Here is a 21,650-nt window from a genome sequence, read left to right as displayed (position 1 = left end):
ACGGTGGGTGCGTTACACCCAGGATGGTGCGGACATCGCCGCGGAGCCGCCCCGACGTTCGCCTCAGGGCCGCCCCGGCCGCGTGGTCAGGGCAGATCGACGTCGTGGGGGGCGCCGGCCGGTCCGGACCTCATCGCGCGGCCTCCAACCGCGCCGAAGGAGCGTCACCCCCGGGTCCGCGGCCGGGGATCGCCGCGAGCAGTTCACGGGTGTACTCGTGCTCGGGGTGTGTGAACAGGTCCTCGGGCGCGCCGACCTCCACGATGCGGCCGGCCCGCATGACCGCCACCTGGTGCGCGATCTGGCGTACGACGGCCAGGTCGTGCGAGATGAACAGGTACGCCACGCCCGTGTCGGCCTGCAACTCGGCCAGCAGGTCAAGGACTTGGGCCTGGACGGAGACGTCGAGCGCGGACACCGGCTCGTCGCACACGACCAGGTCCGGGGAGAGCGCGAGGGCACGGGCGATCGCCACGCGCTGGCGCTGCCCGCCCGACAGTTCCGCCGGCCGGCGCTCCAGCGTCGATGCGGGCAGCGCGACCCGGTCGAGCAGGTCGCGGGCGCGGGCGAGCCGGGAGGCGCGGTCGCCGACCCTGAACGCGCGCAGCGGCTCGGTGATCACCTCGCCGATGGAGAAGCGGGGGTCGAGCGAGGCGTACGGGTTCTGGTAGACGTGCTGGGCCCGGCGGCGCAGTTGGCGCGCCTGCGCGCCCCGGGCGGTCGTGATGTCGGCGCCGTCGAACAGGATGTGTCCGTCGGTCGCGTCGGTCAGACGTAGCACCAGCCGGGCGGTGGTGGACTTCCCCGAACCGGACTCGCCGACCAGGGCCAGCGTCCGGCCGCGGTGCAGGGTGAAGCTGACGTCGTCCACCGCGCGCAGGGTCCGGGACTCGCCGTCCGCGCGGGGGAGCCGGAACTCCTTGACCGCGTTGCGGACTTCGACCAGTCGTGTCCCCTCGATGGCCGCGGGCGCTGCGGCCGGGACACTCGCGCGGGCGGTGGCCAGGCTCGGCGCGCTCGCCAACAGCCTCTGGGTGTAATCGTGTTGGGGATCGGCGAGGACGTCACGGGTCGGACCGGCCTCCACGACCCGCCCCTGCGACATGACGACCAGCCGCTGTGCCCGGTCGGCGGCGACCCCCAGATCGTGGGTCACCAGCAGGATCGCGGTGCCCGACTCCTCGGTGAGGTGCTGGAGATGGTCGAGGATGACGCGCTGCACGGTGACGTCGAGCGCGCTGGTCGGCTCGTCGGCGATGATCAGCTTGGGGTTCGCGGCGATGGCGACGGCGATCAGGGCGCGTTGCCGCATGCCGCCGGAGAGTTCGTGCGGGTACTGCCGGGCCCGGGTGGCCGCGTCGGGCAGACCTGCCCGGTCCAGGATGCCGATCGCCTCCGTCGGCGCGGAGCGGCGGGTCGCCAGCCCGTGGATGCGCAGGACCTCGGCGACCTGCTCGCCGATGCGTTTGACCGGGTTGAGCGACACCGACGGGTCCTGGGGCACCAGGCCGATCTGCGCGCCGCGCACGGTGCGCAGCTCCGCCTCGGACAGCGCGGTGAGGTCGTGCCGGCCGAAGCGGATCGTGCCGCTGTCGATACTGGCGTTCGCTGCCAGGAGCCGGGTGATCGCATGCGCGGTGGTGCTCTTGCCGGACCCCGACTCGCCCACCACCGCGGTCACTTCACCCGGCCGCACGTCAAGATCGACGTCCCGCACCGCGCGCACGATGCCACCGCGGGTGCGGTACGACACCGACAGGCCGCGTATCTCCAGCGCGGCGCCCTGTCCGGGGCCTGGATCGCTGCTCGGCGTCGTATTCAGGTCCGGTGTCGTACTCAAGGCCGGTGCCGTACTCAAGTCGGGTTTCGTACTCAAGTCCTTGTCCGTTCCAGGTGTGTTCGTCGCGTCGCCGCTCATCGCTGCCGCGACCATTCGCCGTCCAGCGCGCGTGCGATGCGGTTGGTGGCCAGTACGGTCGCCGCGATCGCCAGTCCGGGCAGTGCCGTCAACCACCAGGCGTTGGCGAGGTAGTTGCGGCCGTCGGAGATCAGCGTGCCCCACTCGGGTGCCGGGGGCGGGGCGCCGTAGCCGAGGAAGCTCAGGGCCGACACGGCGAGGATCGAGGAGCCGAAGTCGAGGGTGGCAAGGACGATCACCGGGCCCACCGCGTTGGGCAGTACGTGCCGGCCGAGCACCGAGTACCAGCGGGCTCCGCACGAGCGGGAGGCCTCGACGAAGACCGCCTGCCGTACCCGCAGCACTTCCGCCCGCGTCACCCGCGCGAAGCTCGCGACGCTGGCGATGCCGACCGCGACCGCCACTTTCACCGTGCCGTAGCCCAGCGCGGTGACCAGGGCCAGGGACAGGAACAGCGCGGGGATCGACAGCAGGACGTCGACGAAGCGCATCAGCACGTCGTCGACCCAGCGTCCGACGAACCCGGCGACCAGTCCGATCAGACTGCCGACCACGAAGGCGACCGCGACCGCGATGAGGGTTGCCTTGAGCGACAGTTGGGCGCCGTGGACCACCCTGGAGAACACATCGCGGCCCAGTTCGTCGGTGCCGAACCAGTGCGCGCCGTCGGGACCGCGGAAGTTCTCCGACGGCACGCCCTTCAGCGGATCCTTCGAGGTGAACAGGTCCGGCCAGAACGAGGCGAGCACCACCAGGACGACGATCAGGACCGACAGCAGCAGTCCCGGTCGGCGCACCAGGAACCGGCCGATCCGTCGCAGGCCCACGCCACGCCCCGGTGCGGGGCCGGTTTCCGGTTCCACCGGCCGGGCCGGGAGGCCGAGCCTGGCGCCGGCGGCGTCGTCGATCAGACCCTGGCTCATGCGAATCCCGCCTTCCGGCCCGAGGCCACCACGATCCGCGGGTCCAGCAGCGGATACACGAGGTCGACGACCAGGTTCGTCACCACGAAGATCAGTGCCCCGAACACCACCACCCCCTGGACCAGTGGGATGTCCTGGGCCGTGACCGCGGCGGCCGTCACCCGGCCGAGGCCGTCCCGCGAGAACACCGTCTCGACGACCACCGAACCCGCGATCAACTGCCCGACCAGCAGTCCTACGACGGTCAGCGCCGGCAGCGACGCGTTGCGCAGGGCGTGCCGCAGATGGACCCGCCACCGGCCGGCGCCCTTGGCGCGCGCGGTCTCCACATAGGCCTGGTCCAGCGCGGTGAGCAGGCTCTTGGCCAGCACCTGAGCCACCTGCGCACCGGTCGGGATCGCCAGCGTCACGGCCGGCAGGACCAGCCCGCGCAGTCCGTCGTTGCCGAAGGCCGGAAACCAGTGCAACCGGAAGGAGAAGGTCTCGACGAGCAGCAGGCCGGTCCAGAACGTCGGTACGGACACTCCCAACGGCGGCAAGGACAGCAGCAGTTGGCGCAGCCAGCGCTGCGAGGTGTAGGTGGCCAGTATGGCCAGACCGCCGCCGAGGACCACCGCGAGCAGCAGCGCGGCACCGGTCAACTGCAGTGTCTGGGGCAGCGCGTCCGCGAGCGTCGAGGTCACCGGCCGGCCGGTGGAGACCGCGTCGCCGAAGTCACCGCGGACCGCCTTGCCGAGGTAGTCGGCGTACTGCGCCAGGACCGGCTTGTCGAAGCCGTACTGGTGGCGCAGCGCGGCGAGTTGGGCCGGATCGACCTGCCCGGAGTCCGCCCCGGCCCCGGCCATCGCCGAGACCGGGTCACCGGGCAGGAAGTCCAGCACCAGGAACGACACCGTGTACGCCGCCCACAGCACACCGATCGCCTGCGCGACGCGCTTGATCACATAGCCGCGCACGATCTAACCGATCCAGGTGTCGTGCAGCTGGATCCGGCTGGAGGCGTCGAAGTCCAGGTTGTGCACCTTCGTCGACACGCCCAGCTGGGTCTGCAGCTCCACCACGGGTACGACGTACGCGTTCGTCACGATCAACTGCTGTGCCGTTCCGGCCAGTTCCTTCCGCTTGGCCGCGTCGGTCGTGGCCGCCTGCCGGGTCAGCGCCGTGTCCAGCGAGCTCTTCGGGAGGCGGTAGGTGTTGGCCAACCCGGTGGAGTACAGCGTGCGCAGGATGTCGGGGTCGGCCCGGGTGAGGTTCCCCCACAGGCCGTCGAAGTCACCGCTCTGCTGCACGGTCGCGATCTGGGAGATCTGCAACTCCTTGAGCACCACGTCGATGCCGACGGCCTTGAGCTGCTGCTGGATCAGTTCCAGCGCCGGCTGGTTGGTGGCCGCGTTGGCGAACCACTTGACGGTCAGGCTCAGCTTGGCGCCGCCCTTCGTGCGGATGCCGTCGCCACCCGTCTTCCAACCGGCCGAGTCCAGCAGTGACTTGGCCTTGGCCGCGTCGAACCCGAGGTCGCTGCCCAGGTCCTCGTAGTCCGGTGTGGTGCGCGCCAGGATGCTGGTGGCCGGATGGGTGCCGGTGGGGAAGACGGCGTCGGCGATCTCCTGCCGGTTGACGGCGTACTGGATCGCCTGCCGCACCTTGACGTCCTTGAGGGCCGGCCGGGAGTTGTTGAGCGCCAGGTTGAACACCGCACCGGGATTGGCCCGTCGCGCCAGGGTCACCGGGCCGCCCTTCAGCGCCGCCTCGTTGGCCTTGCCGACGCTGCTGATCGCGTCCACCTGACCGGACTGGAGGCTGCCGGCCCGCACGCCCGCCTCGGGCACCACCTTGAACACCAGCTTGTCGAGATAGGCCTCGCCCTTCTTGCTCCACAGCGAGGAACCCCAGGTGTAACCCGTGCGCTTGGCCAGGGTGATCGACTGGTTCTGGACGTACTGCTTCAGGACGAAGGGCCCGGAGCCGACCACTCCCTCGCTGCACTTCTGCTGCGGGGTCCTCTTCGCGCTCGCAGAGGACTCGATGCCCAGCGAGTGCGTCGAAGTGGCCTGCAGGAACTGGGCGTTGGGCTGCTGGAAGGTCACCTTGACGGTGAGCGGGTCGACCACGGTGGTGCTCTTGACGCCACTCAGATAGCCCTCGGCGAGAGTGCCGAGGGCACCCAGCTTCGGGACCGCGTCGAAGTTGTCCTTGACCACCTGCGCGGTCAGCCTGGACCCGTCACTGAAGGTGACACCCGATCGGAGATGGAAGGTGAACGTCGTCGCGTCGGAGCTGATGTCCCAGCTCTTCGCCAGCCACGGCACGATCTTGCCGGTCTGCGGGTCCTGGTCGGTGAGGGAGTCCACGATCTGCCGCACCGAGTAGATGGTGTCGTTGCTGGCCACCTGCTGCGGGTCCACGCAGCCGGCGTCGGAGCCCACCGCGAAGGTCAAGGAGCCACCGGACTTCGCCGGGCCGCTGCCGCTGCCGCTGCCGCTGCCGCTGTCCGAGCCGTCGCCGCCGGAGCCGCAGGCGGTCAGAAGGACGCTGGTGGTCAGGAGGGCGGCCAGTGCCGCCCACCGGGTGGGTCGGAAATCCGGATGTGCTGTCACGGAGGGTGCTCCTACTCGTGTCACTACGCGTGTGCCCCCCCGGGGGATCGCGACCGCGCGCGGGCAGGCCGCACCGGTCGGCGCAACGCCGATGACGGGGCAGTGCAGTTCAGGAAGTCAGGCGGGAATGCCTACGGGCCGCGACGGACGTCGGACGGACGTGGTCGGGGCGGTCGGCTGCGACGCGGACAAACGGTCAGCTGCGACAGAGACAGCCGGCGAAGCGCTGAAGGTCGATGTGACGTCGACGGGAGAGCCAGGAGAAGGCGTTCAGGTCACTGCTGTGTCGCACGACCGTCCTCCACATCTCCGCCCCGGCCAAGGGGTCCCGCGCTTGCAGAGATCGTCGGTGATCCTGCCGGGCTTTCACCTGGAGCACCCCACCGCGTCGGAGGGTTGCCGGTCAGCAAGCCAGGGCTTGACGCTGACACTCGATGCCGTTCGTGATCATACGGATCGACGTCGTCATACGTCAATGGAGCGCTTCACCCGTCAACCACCCTCCCCGCGCTGCCGTGCGGGCGGATGCCAACGCCTCGTTGACACCTTCCGCTCCGCGTGTTTGCATCCCGCCATGCCGTTGTCGCAGTCGCTGACCCGTCGCCGCGCCGTGGACCTCGTCCGCGTGGCCGCCGCGCTGTGTCGACCGACCGGCTGATCGAGCACCTTCTCGCACCTCTGCCAACAGCCGCGCAGGACAAGCCGGTTGTGCATCCACCGGCACGTCTCGCGATCCTCCGTGCCGCCCGCACTCTTCGCTCAGACATGACGAGGAACCGCCATGCCGACACCCGTTCCCCCGCCCGGTCACCGCCACGAAACCGACTACGACCGCCGCAGGTTGAACCAGTGGCTGGCCGGTGAGGCCAGGGCCGACGGGGTCAGCCGCCGACGACTGCTCACGCTGCTCGCCGCCACCGCCGCCGGGACCGCACTCGGCGGTACCAGGCCCGCCCGCGCCGCCGTTCCCGGCATCGTCAAACCCCTGCCGCCCGAGTGGTTCATCGAGCGCGGCACCAACGCCGAGACCCGCTGGGAGGCGTTGCGCGGAATCGGCCATCACACCCCCAACGACCTGTTCTTCGTGCGCAACCACACCGCCACCCCCGTCCTTGAGGCCGACGACTGGCGGCTGCGGCTGTGGGGGAGCGGACTGCGGGGAGCTCCCGGCGAGGACCGCCCGGTGGAGTTCGGCTACGACGATCTGCGCGCCCTGCCGTCCGTCACCCGTACCGCGTTCGTCGAGTGCGCCGGCAACGGCCGCTCCTACTACACGACCCAGCAGGGCGACACGGTCACCGGCACCGCGTGGACCCTGGGAGCGATCGGCGTCGCGCGCTGGCGCGGGGTGCGCCTGGCCGACGTACTGCGCAGGGCCGGACTGTCCCGCAACGCCGTGGACGTGCAACCGCGCGGCCTGGACGCCGAGTACGTCAGCGGTGGCGAGAGCCTGGGCCGCGTACGCCGTCCGCTGCCGCTGGCCAAGGCGCTGGACGACGTGCTGCTCGCGTACGAGATGAACGGCGAGCCACTGCCGTACGACCACGGGTACCCGGTGCGGGTGCTGGTGCCGTCCTGGGTGGGGATCGCGTCGATCAAGTGGGTCGGCGACATCGAGGTGTCCGCGCAGCCGCTCCTCTCGCCCTGGAACATTACGTTCTACCGACTGTTCGGTCCCTCCTACCCGGAGGGCGGCAGTGCCCCGCTCACCCGGCAGGCCATCAAGAGCGCCTTCGAGTTGGCGAGCGGGGCCACGTTCGCGGCGGGCCGCCGGCACGTGCTGCACGGGCGCTCGTGGTCGGGCGCGGGTGCTGTGGACCGCGTCGACATCAGCACCGACGGCGGGGCGAGCTGGCGGCGCGCCCACCTGAACGACCGTCCCCGTACCGGCACGTGGACCCGCTGGTCCCTGAACTGGCGGCCCGAGGCACCCGGTGCCACCCACCTGCTGGCCCGCGCCACGGACACGGCCGGCCGTACGCAGCCGGACGTCGCGGTGCCCAATACGCAGGGGTACCTGTTCGACGCGGTGGTACGGCATCCGGTGAGCGTGGTGTGACGGACGTCTGAATGCTCCCGGGAGAAGACCGCGCCACCCGCCGCGTCCTGCTGGTGTGCATGGCCGCAGGGGCAACCACCCTGCTGGACCAGGCAGTTCTGAACATCGCCGTCCCGAGCATGCGGCACTCGCTCGGGGCCGGCGCGGCGGACGTCCAGTGGATCGTGGCCGGCTACTCACTGGCCTTCGGGCTGGCCCTCGTACCCGGAGGCAGCCTGGGCGACCTGCACGGGCGCAAACGGCTCTTCATCGCAGGTATGGCCGTCTTCCTCCTGGCGGGGGTGGCGGCCGCGACCGGTAGCGGGCCGGGGACCGTGATCGGCGCCCGGTTGGTACAGGGTGCCGCCGCGGGACTCGTCAACTCCCAGGTGATCGGCACCATCCAGGACGTGTTCCACGGACTCGACCGCGGCCGGGCGCTCGGGCTGTACGCGGTGACGGGCGGTGTCGCCGCGGCACTCGGTCCGCCGCTCGGCGGCGTGCTGGTCGCCGGGCTCGGCTCCGCAGCGGGCTGGCGGTACTGCCTCCTGCTGAGCGCACCGTGCGCGGTGGTCACCCTGATCCTCGCGGTCCGCCTGCTGCCACCGCCCCGGCGCACCGCCCGTGACTCCCGGCTGGACCTCCTCGGCCTCGTCCTGGCCTGCGGCTGCACGCTGACGCTGATGGTGCCGTTCATCAGCACCCCGGACAACGGAGGGCAGGCACTGCTGTGGGCGGCCGGAGTCTCCGCCCTGGCCTGCGTGTTCGCCGTGCACCAGCGGCTACGGATACGCGGGGGCCGGGTGCCGCTGGTCCATCCGGCGCTCGCGTCGTCGAAGCCGTATCTGCTGGGCACGGCCGTCGCCATGGCCCAGTTCGGCTCCTCGCTCGCCGCGTCCCTCGTGCTCACCGTCTTCCTCCAGGACGGGCTCGGGCTGTCCGCCCTGCTCACGGCGGCCGTCTCGCTCCCCTCGGCCATCGCGATGGGTGTCTCCTCGGCACTCGCGTGGCGGCTGGTGCGGCGCATCGGACCGCGCACGGTGAACGTCGGCCTGGCGCTGGGCATCGGCGCCGCCCTGGCCGGTGCGGTGGCCGCGCTCCTCGCGCCGTCCACCGCGCTGCCGATCCTCCTCGCCGTGACGCAGCTGCTGTCCGGCGCGGCCGGCGGGCTGGCCGTCTCGCCCAACCAGACACAGGTCCTCCAGCACGCGCCGGCCGAGGCCGCCGGGGTGGGCGGCGGCATCCTGCAGATGGCCCAGCGCATCGCGGCGGCGGTCTGCCTCAGCGCCGTGTCGGCGGTCTACCTGCACTCCTCCTCCGGCTCGTCCGCGGGTGGCGGTCCGCGGGCCGCGTACGCGCTGGCGTCCTGCGTCTGTGCCGGCCTGCTCGCGGTGGCGCTGGTGCTGTCGCGACTGCGCGGGGCCGCCGCCGCACCGCGGTCGGCGAGGTCCGCGTTCCTGACCGTGCGCAGTGCCCGAGTGGGCCGACACCACGACGACCGCACCCCGCAGGAACGACAGGAGCCAGGAAGAACATGAGCAGTTGCCCGGCACGACCCCCAACCCCGGGGCGGAGACGGCAGCTGCGGGCGCCGAGCGGCCAATGTCCGTATGCCGGGCGCGCATTGACGCGCGGAAAGGCGTGTTCGTAGACTTTCGAACACGACGATTGTCGGCCACCGGACGGTGACCGGCTGCGCCCTTCCGAGAAGGAGGGGCGCGTTTTCGTGGGAGTGGTCAGGGGATGGGGACAGTCATGCAGCGCGTGCACGTCGGTGCCGCTCAGCTGGGACTGGTGGCCAGGTTGGACATCGACCTCCGCCGCCGGGCGAGTTCCCTCTGTCGGTGACGCCCAGGATGTGACCGGACCCGGACAAGCCCGGTCCGGCGCCGTCTCTTCGGATGCGTCGCGGTTCGTTCAGCGCGACGCGCTCAGCACCCCCTTCCAGGCCTCGCACGATGGGAAGCGCACCGGCGCGCATCCCGGTCACGCGCCCGTGCCCCAGGAGAGCGCATGTTCATGTCCTCCGCGCAGCAGATGCGCCCCGTCCCGTCCCTCTCGATACCCGGACGCCAGCATGAGATCGGCCGGCTTCAGGCCGCGTGGGAACTCTGCCGAGGCGGCCGGGGAAACGTGGTCACCCTGCACGGCCCTGTGGGCACCGGGCGCACCGAACTCCTCGACGCCTTCGGCGAGTTCGCCGAATCGGACGGTGCTCAGGTACTGATGGCCGCCGGTTCCCCACTGGAGCGGGACTTTCCGCTCGGGATCGTCCGTCAGCTCTTCCAGAGCCCGCACCTGGCACCGGAGATCGTCTCCGAGGCGGCCCGGCTCATCGAGAACGGGGTGGCCCCCGCTCCGGCGCCGCACTGGTCCGCACCCGATGTCGTCGAGGGCGGGCTGCGGGTCCGCCCCACCCCCGAGGCTCTGCACGGTCTGAGCACGCTCCTGCTGGACTTCGCCCGGGACACCCCCCTGCTGCTGGCCGTCGACGACCGGCAGGACGCGGACATCCCGTCGCTGGAGTTCCTGCTCTATCTGGCCCGCCGCATCCGCAACGCCCGGATTCTGACGGTGCTCTGCTCCCGGGAGAACATGACCCCGCCGGAGCCCTTCTTCGACGTCGACCTGGCCAGTCAGCCGCATCACGAGCGCATCCGGCTGCGTCTGTTCAGCCGCGAGGTGATCGCCGAGCTGATGAGCGCCCGGCTGGGGGAGGAGGCGGCCCGGCGCCACGCCGGCACGGTGCACGACCTCACCGGTGGCAACCCCCTCCTGGTCAGGGCCGTCATCGACGACCAGGAGGCCGGTTCGGTCCACCCGGACCTCGTGGTGGGGGAGAACTACCGACGCGGGGTCATGAACTGCATGCACCGCATCGACTCCTTCGCGCTGCGCGTGGCCCGCGGCGTCGCCGCACTGGGCCGGCCCGCCGAACCCGCGTTGCTCGCCGAACTCCTCCTGCTGGCCAACGACTCGCCGCCCCGCGCCCTGTATCTGCTGCACGCCGCGGGCCTGTTCCGCGGCGGCTACTTCCGGCACCCCAGCGGCGCGGGCGACCTGCTGGCGGCGATGCGGCCCGCGGAGTTGGCCGCGCTGCACCGCCGCGCCGCCGAACTGCTGCGCGCCTCAGGCGCACCCGCGCGACACATCGCCGAACAAGTGCGCGCGGCCGAAGGACAGGTCCGCGCGCCATGGACGGCCACCGACGCGTCCCCTGTCCTCACGGAGGACCCGCAGGCCGCGGAGCCCGCGGAAGCCGTGGAGGCCCCGGTCGCTCCGGAGGCCGACCGGCCCCAGGAGGTCGTCATCCAGTGCGTGCCCTGGCTTCCCGAGGCCGATCCGGGTGTCGCCGCTCCTTCCCCCCGACGGCAGCGCACCAGGCTGCGTCATCTGTTCTGGCACGGGCAGGTGGACGAGGGGATCACCGCCCTGCACCGCTACGAGGCCGAGCATCCGGCGGACCCAGGTGCCCGTTCGCGACTGCGCGACTGGGTCGACTACTGGTATCCGGCGCTGCTCCCGAGGACCGGCGCCGGGGCGGACGCCGAGCGCGACCGCCCCGACGGCGCGCGCACGACGCCACCGGACGGCATGCGCGTACTGACAGCGCTGCTCGGCGGACTGCCCGCACCGGACGCCGTGGCGCGGGCCGAGTCCGTCCTGCGCGACAGCCGCCTCGGCGAGACCCCGGTCCGCTCCCTGACGGCGGCCCTGACCGTGCTCCTCTACGCCGACCAGTCGGACCGTGCCGCCCGGTGGTGCGCGGCCGTCACCAACCGGCCAGGGCGCGGACATGACGCGACCGAGGACGCCCTGCTGGCGGCGCTGACCGCCGAAGCCGCCCTGCGCCAGGGCGATGTGCGCACCGCCGAGGAGTACGCCCGGGCGGCGTTCCAGCAGATCGATCCCGACCGCTGGGGCGTCGGCGTGGGCTTCCCGCTGTCCACCATGATCGCCGCGCGGACCGCGCTCGACCGGCACGAGGACGCCGCCCGCTATCTGGCCATGCCCGTACCGGGCGCCATGTTCCGCACCCCCGCGGGACTGCACTACCGGTACGCCAGGGCCGGACACCGGCTGGCGGTCGGCGACGCCGAGGCGGCCCTCGCCGAGTACCAGGAGTGCGGAGAGACCATGGCTCGCTGGGACCTGGACCACCTGCCCGGCCTCGTCCCCTGGCGCATCGGTGCCGCCCGCGCCCACCTGGCCCTCGGACGGCCCGCAGCCGCCCGCGCTTTGACGGACCGTCAGCTCAAGGGCCTCGGTCCCGGTCGGCCCCGCGTCCTGGGGATGACGCTGCGCACCCGCGCGGCAGCCGCCGAGTCGGCCGAGCGGACCCCGCTGCTGGAACGCGCGGTACAGGCCCTGGAGATCTCCGGCGACCAGGTCGAACTGTCCGCCGCGCTCGCCGAACTGTCCGCCGCCCACGGAGCGCTCGGCGACCCCGCCCAGGCGAGGACCGCCGAGCGCCGGGCCCGTCATCTGTCCCGCGTGTCGGGCACCGCTCCGGCGGAGCCCGGTGACGACGAACTCAGCGAAGCCGAAAGGAGGGTCGCCGAACTCGCGGCATGCGGCCTGACCAACCGGGAGATCGGACAGAAGCTCTTCATCACGGTCAGCACGGTGGAACAGCATTTGACGAGGGTCTACCGGAAACTCGGGGTACGCCGCAGAATGGAACTCTCCAATTTGCTGGAACTCCGCAGGGGGATGGCGGGTTGACCGGCGCTCACGGCCCGTAGGGGGTTGCCGGTAGGGGGTCGGCAGGGGGCCGCTAGGGGTCGTTCGCGGGCCGGCGGACACCATGCTGATCAGCATGTCTGCACCGGAGAACGAAGCAACGGCCGCATTGGGGCACGAAGCCACGGCCGTTGTCGGGATCGCCTGCCGGCTCCCCGGCGCCCCCGACCCGGAGGCTTTCTGGCGGCTTCTCGACGACGGCGCGAGTGCGATCGGGAATCCCCCGCCCGGCCGTTTCCGTGAATCCGCGGATATGGCGGACGTCCGGCCCGGCGCATTCCTGGAGAACGTCGACCTGTTCGACCCGGAATTCTTCGGGATATCCCCGGCCGAGGCCGCCGCGGCCGACCCGCAGCAGCGCCTCGTCCTGGAACTCGCCTGGGAAGCCCTGGAGGACGCGGGCATCCGCCCCGGCAGCCTGGCCGCGTCCCGCACCGGTGTCTTCGTCGGAGCGATCGCCGCCGACTACGCGGGACTGGTCCACCGGCACGGCCCCGAAGCGGTCGGCCGGCACACCCTGACCGGCCTGAACCGTGGCGTCATCGCCAACCGGGTCTCCTACGCCCTCGACCTGCGCGGCCCGAGCCTTTCTGTGGACTCCGCCCAGTCCTCGTCACTGGTCGCCGTCCACCTGGCCCTGGAGAGCCTGCGCACCGGTGAGTCCGAGGTGGCGCTGGCCGCCGGGGTCAACCTCAACCTCGCCCCGGACAGCACCCTCGTCGTGGACCGCTTCGGCGCGCTCTCCCCCGACAACACCTGCTTCACCTTCGACGCCCGGGCCAACGGCTACGCGCGCGGCGAGGGTGCCGTCCTGCTCGTCCTCAAGCCGCTCACTCGCGCCCTGGCCGACGGCGACCCGGTGCACGCCGTCCTGCTGGGCAGCGCGGTCGGGAGCGACGGCGCGACGCCGGGACTGACCGTGCCCGGTGCCGCCACCCAGGCGGAGGTGATCCGCGCCGCGCTGAAACGGTCCGGGGTCGACGGCGCCGATGTGCAGTACGTCGAACTGCACGGCACCGGAACCCGCGTCGGCGACCCGATCGAGGCCGCCGCGCTCGGCGAGGTCTTCGCCGCCGACCGGACCCCCGACAACCCGCTGCTCGTCGGCTCGGCGAAGACCAACGTCGGGCACCTGGAAGGGGCCGCCGGTATCGTCGGTCTGCTCAAGACCGTGCTCAGCGTCCGCCACGGCCGTCTTCCGGCCGGCCTCAACTTCGTCACCCCGAACCCGGACATCCCCTTCGACGACCTCCGGCTGCGGGTACGCACCGAGCGCGGCCCCTGGCCCCACCCCGAGCGTCAACTGCTCGCCGGCGTCAGCTCGTTCGGAGTGGGCGGCACCAACGCCCACGTCGTGGTCGGCCAGGCCCCGGCACGCCACGACACCGGCACCCACCGCGCGGGCCCGTGGCTGTGGCCCCTGTCCGGGCACACCCCGCAGGCCCTGCGAGCCCAGGCCGCACGCCTGCGCGCCCATGTCGCCCAGCGGCCGGACCTCACCCCGCACGACATCGGCCACACGCTCGCCACCACCCGGACCACCTTCGCCCACCGGGCCGCCGTAACGGGTGGCGACCGCGACGAACTGCTCGCCGGACTCGCCGCGTTGGAGGCCGGAGAGCAGTCCGCCGGTCTGGTCACCGGACGGGCGGGCGAGCAGGGCGGCACGGTGTTCGTCTTCCCGGGCCAGGGCTCCCAGTGGCCCGCCATGGCACGCGAACTGCTCGACACCGAACCGGACTTCGCCGCCTCCATCGACGCGGTCGCTTCGGCCCTCGCACCGCACACCGACTGGTCCCTGCACGACCTGCTGCGCGGCACACCGGACGCCCCGTCGCTGGAGTGCGCCGACGTGGTCCAGCCCGCCCTGTTCGCCGTGATGGTGTCCCTGGCCGCCCTCTGGCAGGCCCGAGGAGTGCGCCCGGACGCGGTGATCGGGCACTCGCAGGGAGAGATCGCCGCGGCCCACGTGGCCGGAGCGCTGACCCTGGAGGACGCCGCCGCGCTGGTCGCCCTGCGCTCCCGGGCCATCACGGAACTGCCCGTGTCGGGTGCCGGTGGCGGGATGGCCTCCGTGCCCCTGCCGGAGGCCGACGTGCGCGGCCGACTCGAAGGCTTCGGCAGCGCGTTGAGCGTGGCCGCCGTCAACGGCCCGTCCACGACTGTGGTCTCGGGCGACCGCGCGGCCGTGGAGTCCCTCGTCGCCGGGTACGCGGCGGACGGGATCCGGGCCAAGGTCGTACCGGTCGACTACGCCTCCCACTCGCCCCAGGTCGAGCCGCTGCGCGACAGCCTGCCCGCCCTGCTCGCCCCGATCCGGCCGCGACCGGCGCGGATCGCCTTCTACTCGACCGTCACCGGCGGCCTCCTCGACGGCACCGCGCTCGACCCCGCCTACTGGTACCGCAACCTCCGCTCCACCGTCCGCTTCCGGCAGACCGTGGAGGCCGCGCACGCGGCGGGCCACCGGGCCTTCGTGGAGATCAGCCCGCACCCCGTACTGACCGTCGGTCTCGCCGACCTGCCGGGTACGGCCGTCACTGGCACCCTGCGCCGCGACGACGGCGGAACGCGCCGCTTCCTCACCTCACTCGCCGAACTGCACGTCCGGGGCGGCGAGTTGAACTGGCCCGAGGTGTACGGCACCGAAGCCCGCCGGGTGCCGTTGCCCACGTACGCCTTCCAGCGTCGCAGGGTCTGGCTGGACGCGCTGCCGGGCCCCGAGGCCCCGACGTGGACGCCCGCCCAATCGCTCCCGGCGACCGGTGGGCTGTCAACGGCGCCCCTGCATCAGGTGGTTGAGCCGGTGGACCTCCAGCCGACGCCTCCCGTGGCCGCGGACCTGCTGCGGATCGTCCGCTCGGGCGCGGCCCTCGTCCTCGGGCAGTCGTCCCCGGAAGCCGTCGATCCCGATCTCACCTTCCGGGAGTTGGGCTTCGACTCCGTCTCCGCCGTCGAGTTCCGCGACCGCCTCGCCGCGGCCACCGGCCTCGACCTGCCGTCCACGCTCACCTACGACCGCCCCACCGCCCGCGCGGTCGCCGACCACGTAAGGAGCCTGCTGGAGGGGCCGGGCGAGGCCGCCGTGGAGGGCGGACCGGAACCGGCCCGGGGCGCCGACGACGATCCGATCGCGATCGTCTCCCTCGCCGGCCGCTGGCCCGGCGGTGCGCACACCCCCGAGGAACTGTGGGACCTGCTGCGGGACGGACGGGACGCCGTCGGCGACTTCCCGGACAACCGGGGCTGGGACCTGGACGCCCTCTACGACCCGGACGGGCTCCGGCACGGGACCTCGTACACCCGGCAGGGCGGTTTCCTGCACGACGCGGACCGGTTCGACGGGGCGTTCTTCGGGCTCGGGCCGCGCGAGTCGGCGGCCATGGACCCGCAGCAGCGGCTGCTGCTGGAGTCCTCCTGGGAGCTGCTGGAGCGCGCGGGGATCGTCCCCGCGACCGTGCGCGGCACGCGTACCGGCGTGTTCGTCGGTGTCATGCCGCAGGACTACGGCCCGCGCCTGCACGAGACCCCGGAGGGCTATCAGGGGCACGCGCTCACCGGAAGCCTCACCAGCGTCGCGTCCGGCCGCCTCGCCTACGCGCTGGGTCTTGAGGGCCCGGCCATCACCGTGGACACCGCCTGCTCCTCGTCCCTGGTCGCTCTGCATCTGGCGGCGCAGTCACTGCGGTCCGGGGAATCGGACCTCGCCCTCGCCGGTGGTGTCACCGTCATGTCGGGTCCTGGCATGTTCACCGAGTTCAGCCGGCAGCGAGGGCTGGCGCCGGACGGGCGGTGCAAGCCGTTCGCGGCGGCGGCCGACGGCACCGCCTGGGCCGAGGGGGTCGGACTGGTCCTGCTGGAGCGGCTCTCCGACGCGCGCCGCCACGGCCACCGGGTGCTCGCCCTGCTGCGCGGCTCCGCCGTCAACCAGGACGGCGCCTCCAACGGACTGACCGCGCCCAACGGCCCTTCCCAGGAACGCGTGATCCGCCAGGCCCTGGCCTCCGCCGGGCTGCGCCCCGGCGACGTGGACGCCGTCGAGGCACACGGCACCGGCACCGCGCTCGGCGACCCGATCGAGGCGCAGGCCCTGATCGCCGTGTACGGACAGGACCGGGACGCGGGGCAGCCCCTGCTCGTCGGTTCGGCGAAGTCCAACATCGGACACACCCAGGCCGCCGCCGGTGTCACCGGCGTCATCAAGCTCGTACAGGCCCTGCAGCGCGGCGAGTTGCCCGGCACCCTGCACGTGGACCGGCCCACCCCGCACGTCGACTGGTCGGCCGGCACGGTCTCCCTCCTGACCGCCACCACTCCCTGGCCGGACGCCGTGGAGGGCCGGCCGCGCCGGGCGGGCGTGTCCTCGTTCGGCATCAGCGGCACCAACGCCCACCTGATCCTCGAATCAGCGCCGCCTGCCGAGACGGACGACACCGTCGTGGCGTCCGCCACCGGCTCCGGACCGTGGGTCCTCTCCGCCCGCGACACCGATGCCCTCCGTGCCCAGGCGGCTCGCCTCCTCACCCGCCTGGAGGCACTCGACGGGCGCGACGCCGACATCGGGTGGTCGCTGGCCGCCACCCGTGCGCTGCACGACCACCGCGCGGTGATCCTCGGTGACACCCGCGCATCGCGGACCGCCGCGCTGCGAGCCCTGGCCGACGGCACGGACGCGCCCGGACTGGTGCACGGCCCGGCCGCCGGCCGCGACGTCCGTACGGCGGTGCTGTTCTCCGGGCAGGGCAGCCAACGCCCCGGGGCGGGACGGACGTTGTACGAGACCCACCCCGTCTTCACCGCGGCCCTCGACGAGACGGCGGCACTCTTCGACGCGGAACTCGACACCCCGCTGCTCGACGTGCTGTTCGCCGAACCGGGCAGCGCGCACGCGGAGTTGCTCGACACCACCGCCTACACCCAGCCGGCCCTGTTCGCCCTCGGTGTCGCCCTGTACCGGCTCGCGGAGTCGTTCGGCGTACGCGCCGACGCGTTCATCGGTCACTCGATCGGGGAACTCACCGCAGCCCACCTCGCGGGGGTCCTCTCGCTGCCGGACGCGGTCCGCCTGGTGGCCGCTCGCGGGCGCCTGATGCAGGCACTCCCCGAGGGCGGGGCGATGGCCGCGCTCCAGGCCACGGAAGCCGAAGTGGCCCCGCTGATCGTCGGCGCCGACGGCCGGGTGAGCATCGCCGCGGTCAACGGCCCCGCCTCCGTGGTGGTGTCCGGCGATGCGGACGACGTACACCGGATCGCCGCCGTCTGGCGTGAAAGGGGCCGCAGAACCAAGCTGCTGACGGTCAGTCATGCCTTCCACTCACCGCACATGGACGCGGCCCTGACGGACTTCCGCGCGGTCGCGGCGAGTGTCGAACTCGCCGAGCCGGTCGTGCCCGTGGTCTCCAACCTCACCGGACGGCCCGTGGCAGCGGGGGAGTTGACCGACCCCGACTACTGGGTGCGGCACATCCGTGAGGCCGTCCGCTTCCACGACGGGCTCGGCGCGCTGCGCGACCTCGGGGTGACCGCCTTCCTCGAACTGGGCCCGGACGCCGTCCTCACCTCCCTCGCCGAGTCCCTCGTCGAAGGGGGTCCCGACGGCGAACTCACCGCGGTGGCCGCACTGCGAGCGGGCCGTGCGGAGACGCGGACCTTCACCGAGGCGCTGGCCCGGCTGCACGTCCACGGCACCACCGTCGACTGGCGCGCCGCGTTCGACCGGCACGCCGTGCGCGCCGTCGACCTGCCCACCTACCCCTTCCAGCGCAGGCGGCACTGGCTGGACGTGCCCTCCGGTACCGCCACGGCCGCGGCCGGGCTCGACCCCGCCGAGCACCCCCTGCTGGGCGCGAGCCTCGAACTCCCCGACGGCGCGGGCACGTTGTTCACCGGACGGATCGCACTGCGCACCCATCCCTGGCTCGCCGACCACACCATCGCGGGCCGGGTCGTCCTGCCCGGCGCGGCCTTCATTGACCTCGCCCTGCACGCCGGTGGCGGCCGGGTCGAGGAGCTGACCCTGGAGGCGCCGCTCGAACTGCCCGCCGACAAGGCGGTCCGGCTCCAGCTCTCCGTGGGCACGGCCGACGACTCCGGCCGCCGTGCCCTGGCCGTGCACTCCCGCGCGGAGGACACCGGCGCTCCCTGGCCCCGTCACGCCACCGGCTTCACCGCCCAGGCCGTGGACCCGGGCGCGGTGACGGACGGCGTCTGGCCACCGGCGGGTGCCGAACCGGTCGACCTGACGGACGTCTACGACCGTCTCGCGGACGACGGCTACCACTACGGCCCGGCGTTCCGTCTCCTGACGGCGGCCTGGCGGCTCGGCGAGGAGGTGTACGCCGAGGTCGGCCCAGCCCCCGAGACGCCCACCGGACACGCCCTGCACCCTGCCCTGCTCGACGCCGCGCTGCATGCCGCGGTCGCCCTGATCCCCGGATCCGCGAGGCTGCGACTGCCGTTCGCCTGGGAGGGCGTCACTCTGCACCGGCCCGGAGCGTCGGCCCTGCGCGTACGACTCCGGCCCACCGGCGTCGACACGGTGGCCTTGCGACTTGCCGATGGCTCGGGCGAGTCGGTCGCCGAGGTGGCCGCACTGACCTTGCGGGCCGCGCCCCGACAGGACAGTGCCACCGGATACCGGCTGGAGTGGATCCCGGCGGATGCGGCCGCATCGGCGAACCTGTCCGCCGTCGGATCGGCGCCCCTGCCCGCAGGGGCCGACGGCAGCGTGGCACCCACCGGCTGGGCCCTGCTCGGCGCCCAGGACGACCCGCTGCGGGCCGTCCTGGCCGAGGCCGGCGGGCCGCCTGTCGAGGTCCACACCGATCCGGCCGCCCTGCCCCGGCCCCTCGGACCGCTGACCCTGGCCGTCGCCCCGGATGCCACCGGCGTCCTCGACCTGCTCCAGCGGTGGCTCGCCCTCCCGGACACCGAGGACTCCCGGCTCGCGCTGGTGACACGGGACGCGGTCTCCACCCACCCCGGAGAGGACGTTCCCGATCCGCCCACCGCGGCGGTCTGGGGGCTGGTGCGCTCCGCGCAGGCCGAGCACCCCGGCCGGTTCGCCCTGATCGACCTCGTGGCCGACCCGGCGACCGGCATCCCGTTCGCCGAACTGGCGGCGCTGCTCGCCGCGGGCGAGGAGCAGATCGCCGTACGGGGAACGGACCTGCTGGTTCCGCGGCTGACCCGCGCCGCCGACCCCGACCTGCTCGTCCCGCCGTCGGACGTGGCCGGCGCGTGGCGGCTGGACGCCGAGCCGCGGGGCAGCCTCGACGGACTCGCGCTGCTGCCCGCTCCCGAGGCGGCGGCCCCGCTCGGACCCGGGCAGGTCAGGATCGCGCTGCGGGCCACCGGCCTGAACTTCCGCGACGTGCTCATCGCGCTCGGCGTGTACCCCGGCGAGGCCCGCATCGGAGCCGAGGGCGCGGGCGTGGTCCTGGAGACCGGACCCGGTGTTACCGGGTTCGCTCCTGGCGACCGGGTGACCGGACTGGTGCAGGGCACTCTGGGGCCGGTCGCCGTCACCGATCACCGGCTCCTCGTGCGCATCCCGGACGGCTGGAACTTCGCCCGTGCGGCCGGTGTGCCGGTGGTGTTCCTCACCGCCTACCACGGACTCTTCGACCTCGCCGAACTCCAGCAGGGCGACAGAGTGTTGATCCACTCCGCGGCCGGTGGTGTCGGCCAGGCGGCCGTCCAACTGGCCCGGCACCGGGGCGCCGAGGTGTACGCCACCGCGCACCCCGCCAAGTGGGACATCCTGCGCGGCCTCGGGCTGCCCGACGACCACATCGCCTCCAGCCGCTCGCTCGACTTCGAGGACGCCTTCCGGCGCGGCACACCGAGCGGGCGGGGCGTGGAGGTCGTACTGAACTCCCTGGCCCGCGAGTTCACCGATGCCTCGCTGCGACTGCTCGCGCCCGAGGGCCGGTTCGTGGAGATGGGCAAGACCGACTGGCGGGACGCCGCGGCCGTGGCCGCGGAGTACGACGGTGCCGCCTACCTCGACTTCGACCTCTTCGACGTAGCGCCGGACCGGATCGGGGAGATCCTCGCCGAGTTGTTCCGGCTGTTCGCCGAAGAGGCCCTGGAACCGCTGCCGTTCCTGGCCCAGGACGTCCGGCAGGCCCCGCACGCGCTGCGCCGGCTCGGGCAGGCACGGCACACCGGCAAACTCGTCCTCACCTCGCCCCCGCCACCCCTGGACCCGGCAGGCACCGTCCTGATCACCGGCGGCACAGGCACCCTCGGCGCGCTCGTCGCCCGGCGTCTGGTCACGCGGCACGGCGTACGGCACCTGCTGCTCACCGGGCGGCAAGGACCGGCCGCGCCGGGCGCCGCCGAACTCCGCGACCAGCTGGCTGAGTTGGGCGCCGAGGTCACGGTCGTCGCCTGTGACGTGGGTGACGCGGACGCGGTCGACGCGCTGATCTCCGGCATCCCGACCGCCCATCCGCTGACCGGCGTTGTGCACACGGCGGGCGTCCTGGACGACACCGTCCTGACCTCCCTCACCCCGCAACGGCTCGCCGCCGTCGCCCGTCCCAAGACGGACGGCGCGTGGCATCTGCACCGGGCCACCGCGCACCTGGACCTCTCGGCGTTCGTGCTGTTCTCCTCGGCGGTCGGTGTCCTCGGCAACGCGGGGCAGAGCAACTACGCGTCCGCCAACGCCCAGTTGGACGCCCTCGCGCAGTACCGCCGGGTGCGGGGCCTGCCGGCTGTGTCGCTGGCGTGGGGCCACTGGGCGGAGGCGGGCGGTATGGCGGCCGGACTCGGTTCCGCCGAGACGGACCGGCTCGCCCGCACCGGCCTGGCACCGATGACGAACGACACCGCGCTCACGCTGTTCGACACCGCGCTCGACACCCCGTACACGGTGGTGGTCGCCGCCGAGATCGACCCCAGCCGGTCCGAGGACGGCCGGCGGTCCGGCGTGCTGCGCGATCTCGCGGCGAGGGCCCGGCCCGCCGTACGACCGAGCAGCACGTCCACCGACCCGTCCCGTGCGCTGCGCAGCGAACTGGAGGGTGCGTCCGAAGTCGACTGCGGACGCAGGCTGTTGACCCTCGTGCGGAGCACCGCCGCGGCCGTCCTGGGGCACGCCGACGCCACCGCCGTACGCCCAGGGATCGGGTTCATGGAGAGCGGGTTCGACTCGCTCGGTGTCATCGAACTCCGCAACCGGCTCGGCACGGCCACCGGTCTGCGCCTCCCGAGCACCGTCGTCCTGGACCACCCCACCCCGACCGCCCTGGCCGCCCACCTCGACACGCTCCTCGCCCCCCAGGCGCCGCCCGCGCCGGAACCCGAACCGACGGCGCCCGCGCCCCCTGTCGACGTCGAGGCCCTGCTCACGGCCGCCGGCGACGACGAGATCTTCGACCTCATCGACAGCCAGCTCGGCATTTCGTAGGAGAGGCACCCAC

General features: G+C 72.9%; 9 protein-coding genes and 1 riboswitch. Of the genes, 4 read left to right on the top strand and 5 right to left on the bottom strand.

Translation table 11 applies throughout. From position 1 onward, the window contains the following. Nucleotides 1–130: 130 nt before the first annotated feature. From ACIQI8_RS36830 to ACIQI8_RS36810, 5 genes are all read right to left on the bottom strand, one after another. Complete coding sequence (locus ACIQI8_RS36830) at nt 131–1,933, bottom strand: dipeptide ABC transporter ATP-binding protein (protein WP_402360700.1); 1,803 nt, start codon at nt 1,931–1,933, stop codon at nt 131–133. Continuing rightward, a complete protein-coding gene (locus tag ACIQI8_RS36825) occupies nt 1,915–2,841 on the bottom strand; it encodes an ABC transporter permease (protein ID WP_402360697.1) in 927 nt (308 codons plus the stop codon). Before ACIQI8_RS36825 ends, ACIQI8_RS36830 begins: the two co-directional genes overlap by 19 nt. Then, the gene (locus ACIQI8_RS36820) at nt 2,838–3,797 is read right to left on the bottom strand and encodes an ABC transporter permease (protein ID WP_402360694.1); all 960 of its coding nucleotides are present in this window, start codon (nt 3,795–3,797) and stop codon (nt 2,838–2,840) included. Before ACIQI8_RS36820 ends, ACIQI8_RS36825 begins: the two co-directional genes overlap by 4 nt. A 3-nt stretch (nt 3,798–3,800) precedes the next feature. Further along, nucleotides 3,801–5,438 carry an ABC transporter substrate-binding protein gene (locus tag ACIQI8_RS36815; RefSeq protein WP_402360691.1) on the bottom strand — a complete coding sequence of 546 codons (1,638 nt, stop codon included), beginning with the start codon at nt 5,436–5,438 and terminating at the stop codon, nt 3,801–3,803. Nucleotides 5,439–5,634: 196 nt separating this feature from the next. Then, nucleotides 5,635–5,745: a putative leader peptide gene (locus ACIQI8_RS36810; RefSeq protein WP_402360688.1), complete on the bottom strand. Its 111-nt coding sequence runs from the start codon at nt 5,743–5,745 to the stop codon at nt 5,635–5,637. Nucleotides 5,746–5,763: 18 nt separating this feature from the next. After that, nucleotides 5,764–5,877: riboswitch (SAM riboswitch) on the bottom strand. A gap of 342 nt (nt 5,878–6,219) precedes the next feature. Between ACIQI8_RS36810 and ACIQI8_RS36805 the strand changes: the two genes are divergently transcribed. The 4 genes from ACIQI8_RS36805 to ACIQI8_RS36790 all read left to right on the top strand — a co-directional run bounded on the left by ACIQI8_RS36805 (nt 6,220) and on the right by ACIQI8_RS36790 (nt 21,637). Next, nucleotides 6,220–7,497 carry a sulfite oxidase gene (locus ACIQI8_RS36805; RefSeq protein ID WP_402360685.1) on the top strand — a complete coding sequence of 426 codons (1,278 nt, stop codon included), beginning with the start codon at nt 6,220–6,222 and terminating at the stop codon, nt 7,495–7,497. Between the two features lie 11 nt (nt 7,498–7,508). Continuing rightward, nucleotides 7,509–9,014: an MFS transporter gene (locus ACIQI8_RS36800; RefSeq protein ID WP_402360682.1), complete on the top strand. Its 1,506-nt coding sequence runs from the start codon at nt 7,509–7,511 to the stop codon at nt 9,012–9,014. A gap of 475 nt (nt 9,015–9,489) precedes the next feature. After that, nucleotides 9,490–12,201 (top strand): AAA family ATPase, encoded by a 2,712-nt coding sequence (locus ACIQI8_RS36795; RefSeq protein ID WP_402360679.1) that lies wholly within the window; start codon nt 9,490–9,492, stop codon nt 12,199–12,201. Between the two features lie 94 nt (nt 12,202–12,295). Continuing rightward, nucleotides 12,296–21,637 carry a type I polyketide synthase gene (locus ACIQI8_RS36790; protein WP_402360676.1) on the top strand — a complete coding sequence of 3,114 codons (9,342 nt, stop codon included), beginning with the start codon at nt 12,296–12,298 and terminating at the stop codon, nt 21,635–21,637. The last annotated feature ends 13 nt before the right edge of the window (nt 21,638–21,650 follow it).

It is taken from the genome of Streptomyces sp. NPDC092369, from assembly GCF_044755245.1.
GTDB lineage: Bacteria > Actinomycetota > Actinomycetes > Streptomycetales > Streptomycetaceae > Streptomyces.
Note: the sequence above shows the minus strand (reverse complement) of the source record. Positions and strands in the feature narration are given on the sequence as shown.

What these genes read in the sequence shown, in the direction of transcription:
- ACIQI8_RS36810 (WP_402360688.1), bottom strand. Translation starts at nt 5,745, where the DNA reads ATGTGGAGGACGGTCGTGCGACACAGCAGTGACCTGAACGCCTTCTCC.
- ACIQI8_RS36805 (WP_402360685.1), top strand. Translation starts at nt 6,220, where the DNA reads ATGCCGACACCCGTTCCCCCGCCCGGTCACCGCCACGAAACCGACTAC.
- ACIQI8_RS36790 (WP_402360676.1), top strand. Translation starts at nt 12,296, where the DNA reads ATGTCTGCACCGGAGAACGAAGCAACGGCCGCATTGGGGCACGAAGCC.
- ACIQI8_RS36800 (WP_402360682.1), top strand. Translation starts at nt 7,509, where the DNA reads ATGCTCCCGGGAGAAGACCGCGCCACCCGCCGCGTCCTGCTGGTGTGC.
- ACIQI8_RS36830 (WP_402360700.1), bottom strand. Translation starts at nt 1,933, where the DNA reads ATGGTCGCGGCAGCGATGAGCGGCGACGCGACGAACACACCTGGAACG.
- ACIQI8_RS36825 (WP_402360697.1), bottom strand. Translation starts at nt 2,841, where the DNA reads ATGAGCCAGGGTCTGATCGACGACGCCGCCGGCGCCAGGCTCGGCCTC.
- ACIQI8_RS36795 (WP_402360679.1), top strand. Translation starts at nt 9,490, where the DNA reads ATGTTCATGTCCTCCGCGCAGCAGATGCGCCCCGTCCCGTCCCTCTCG.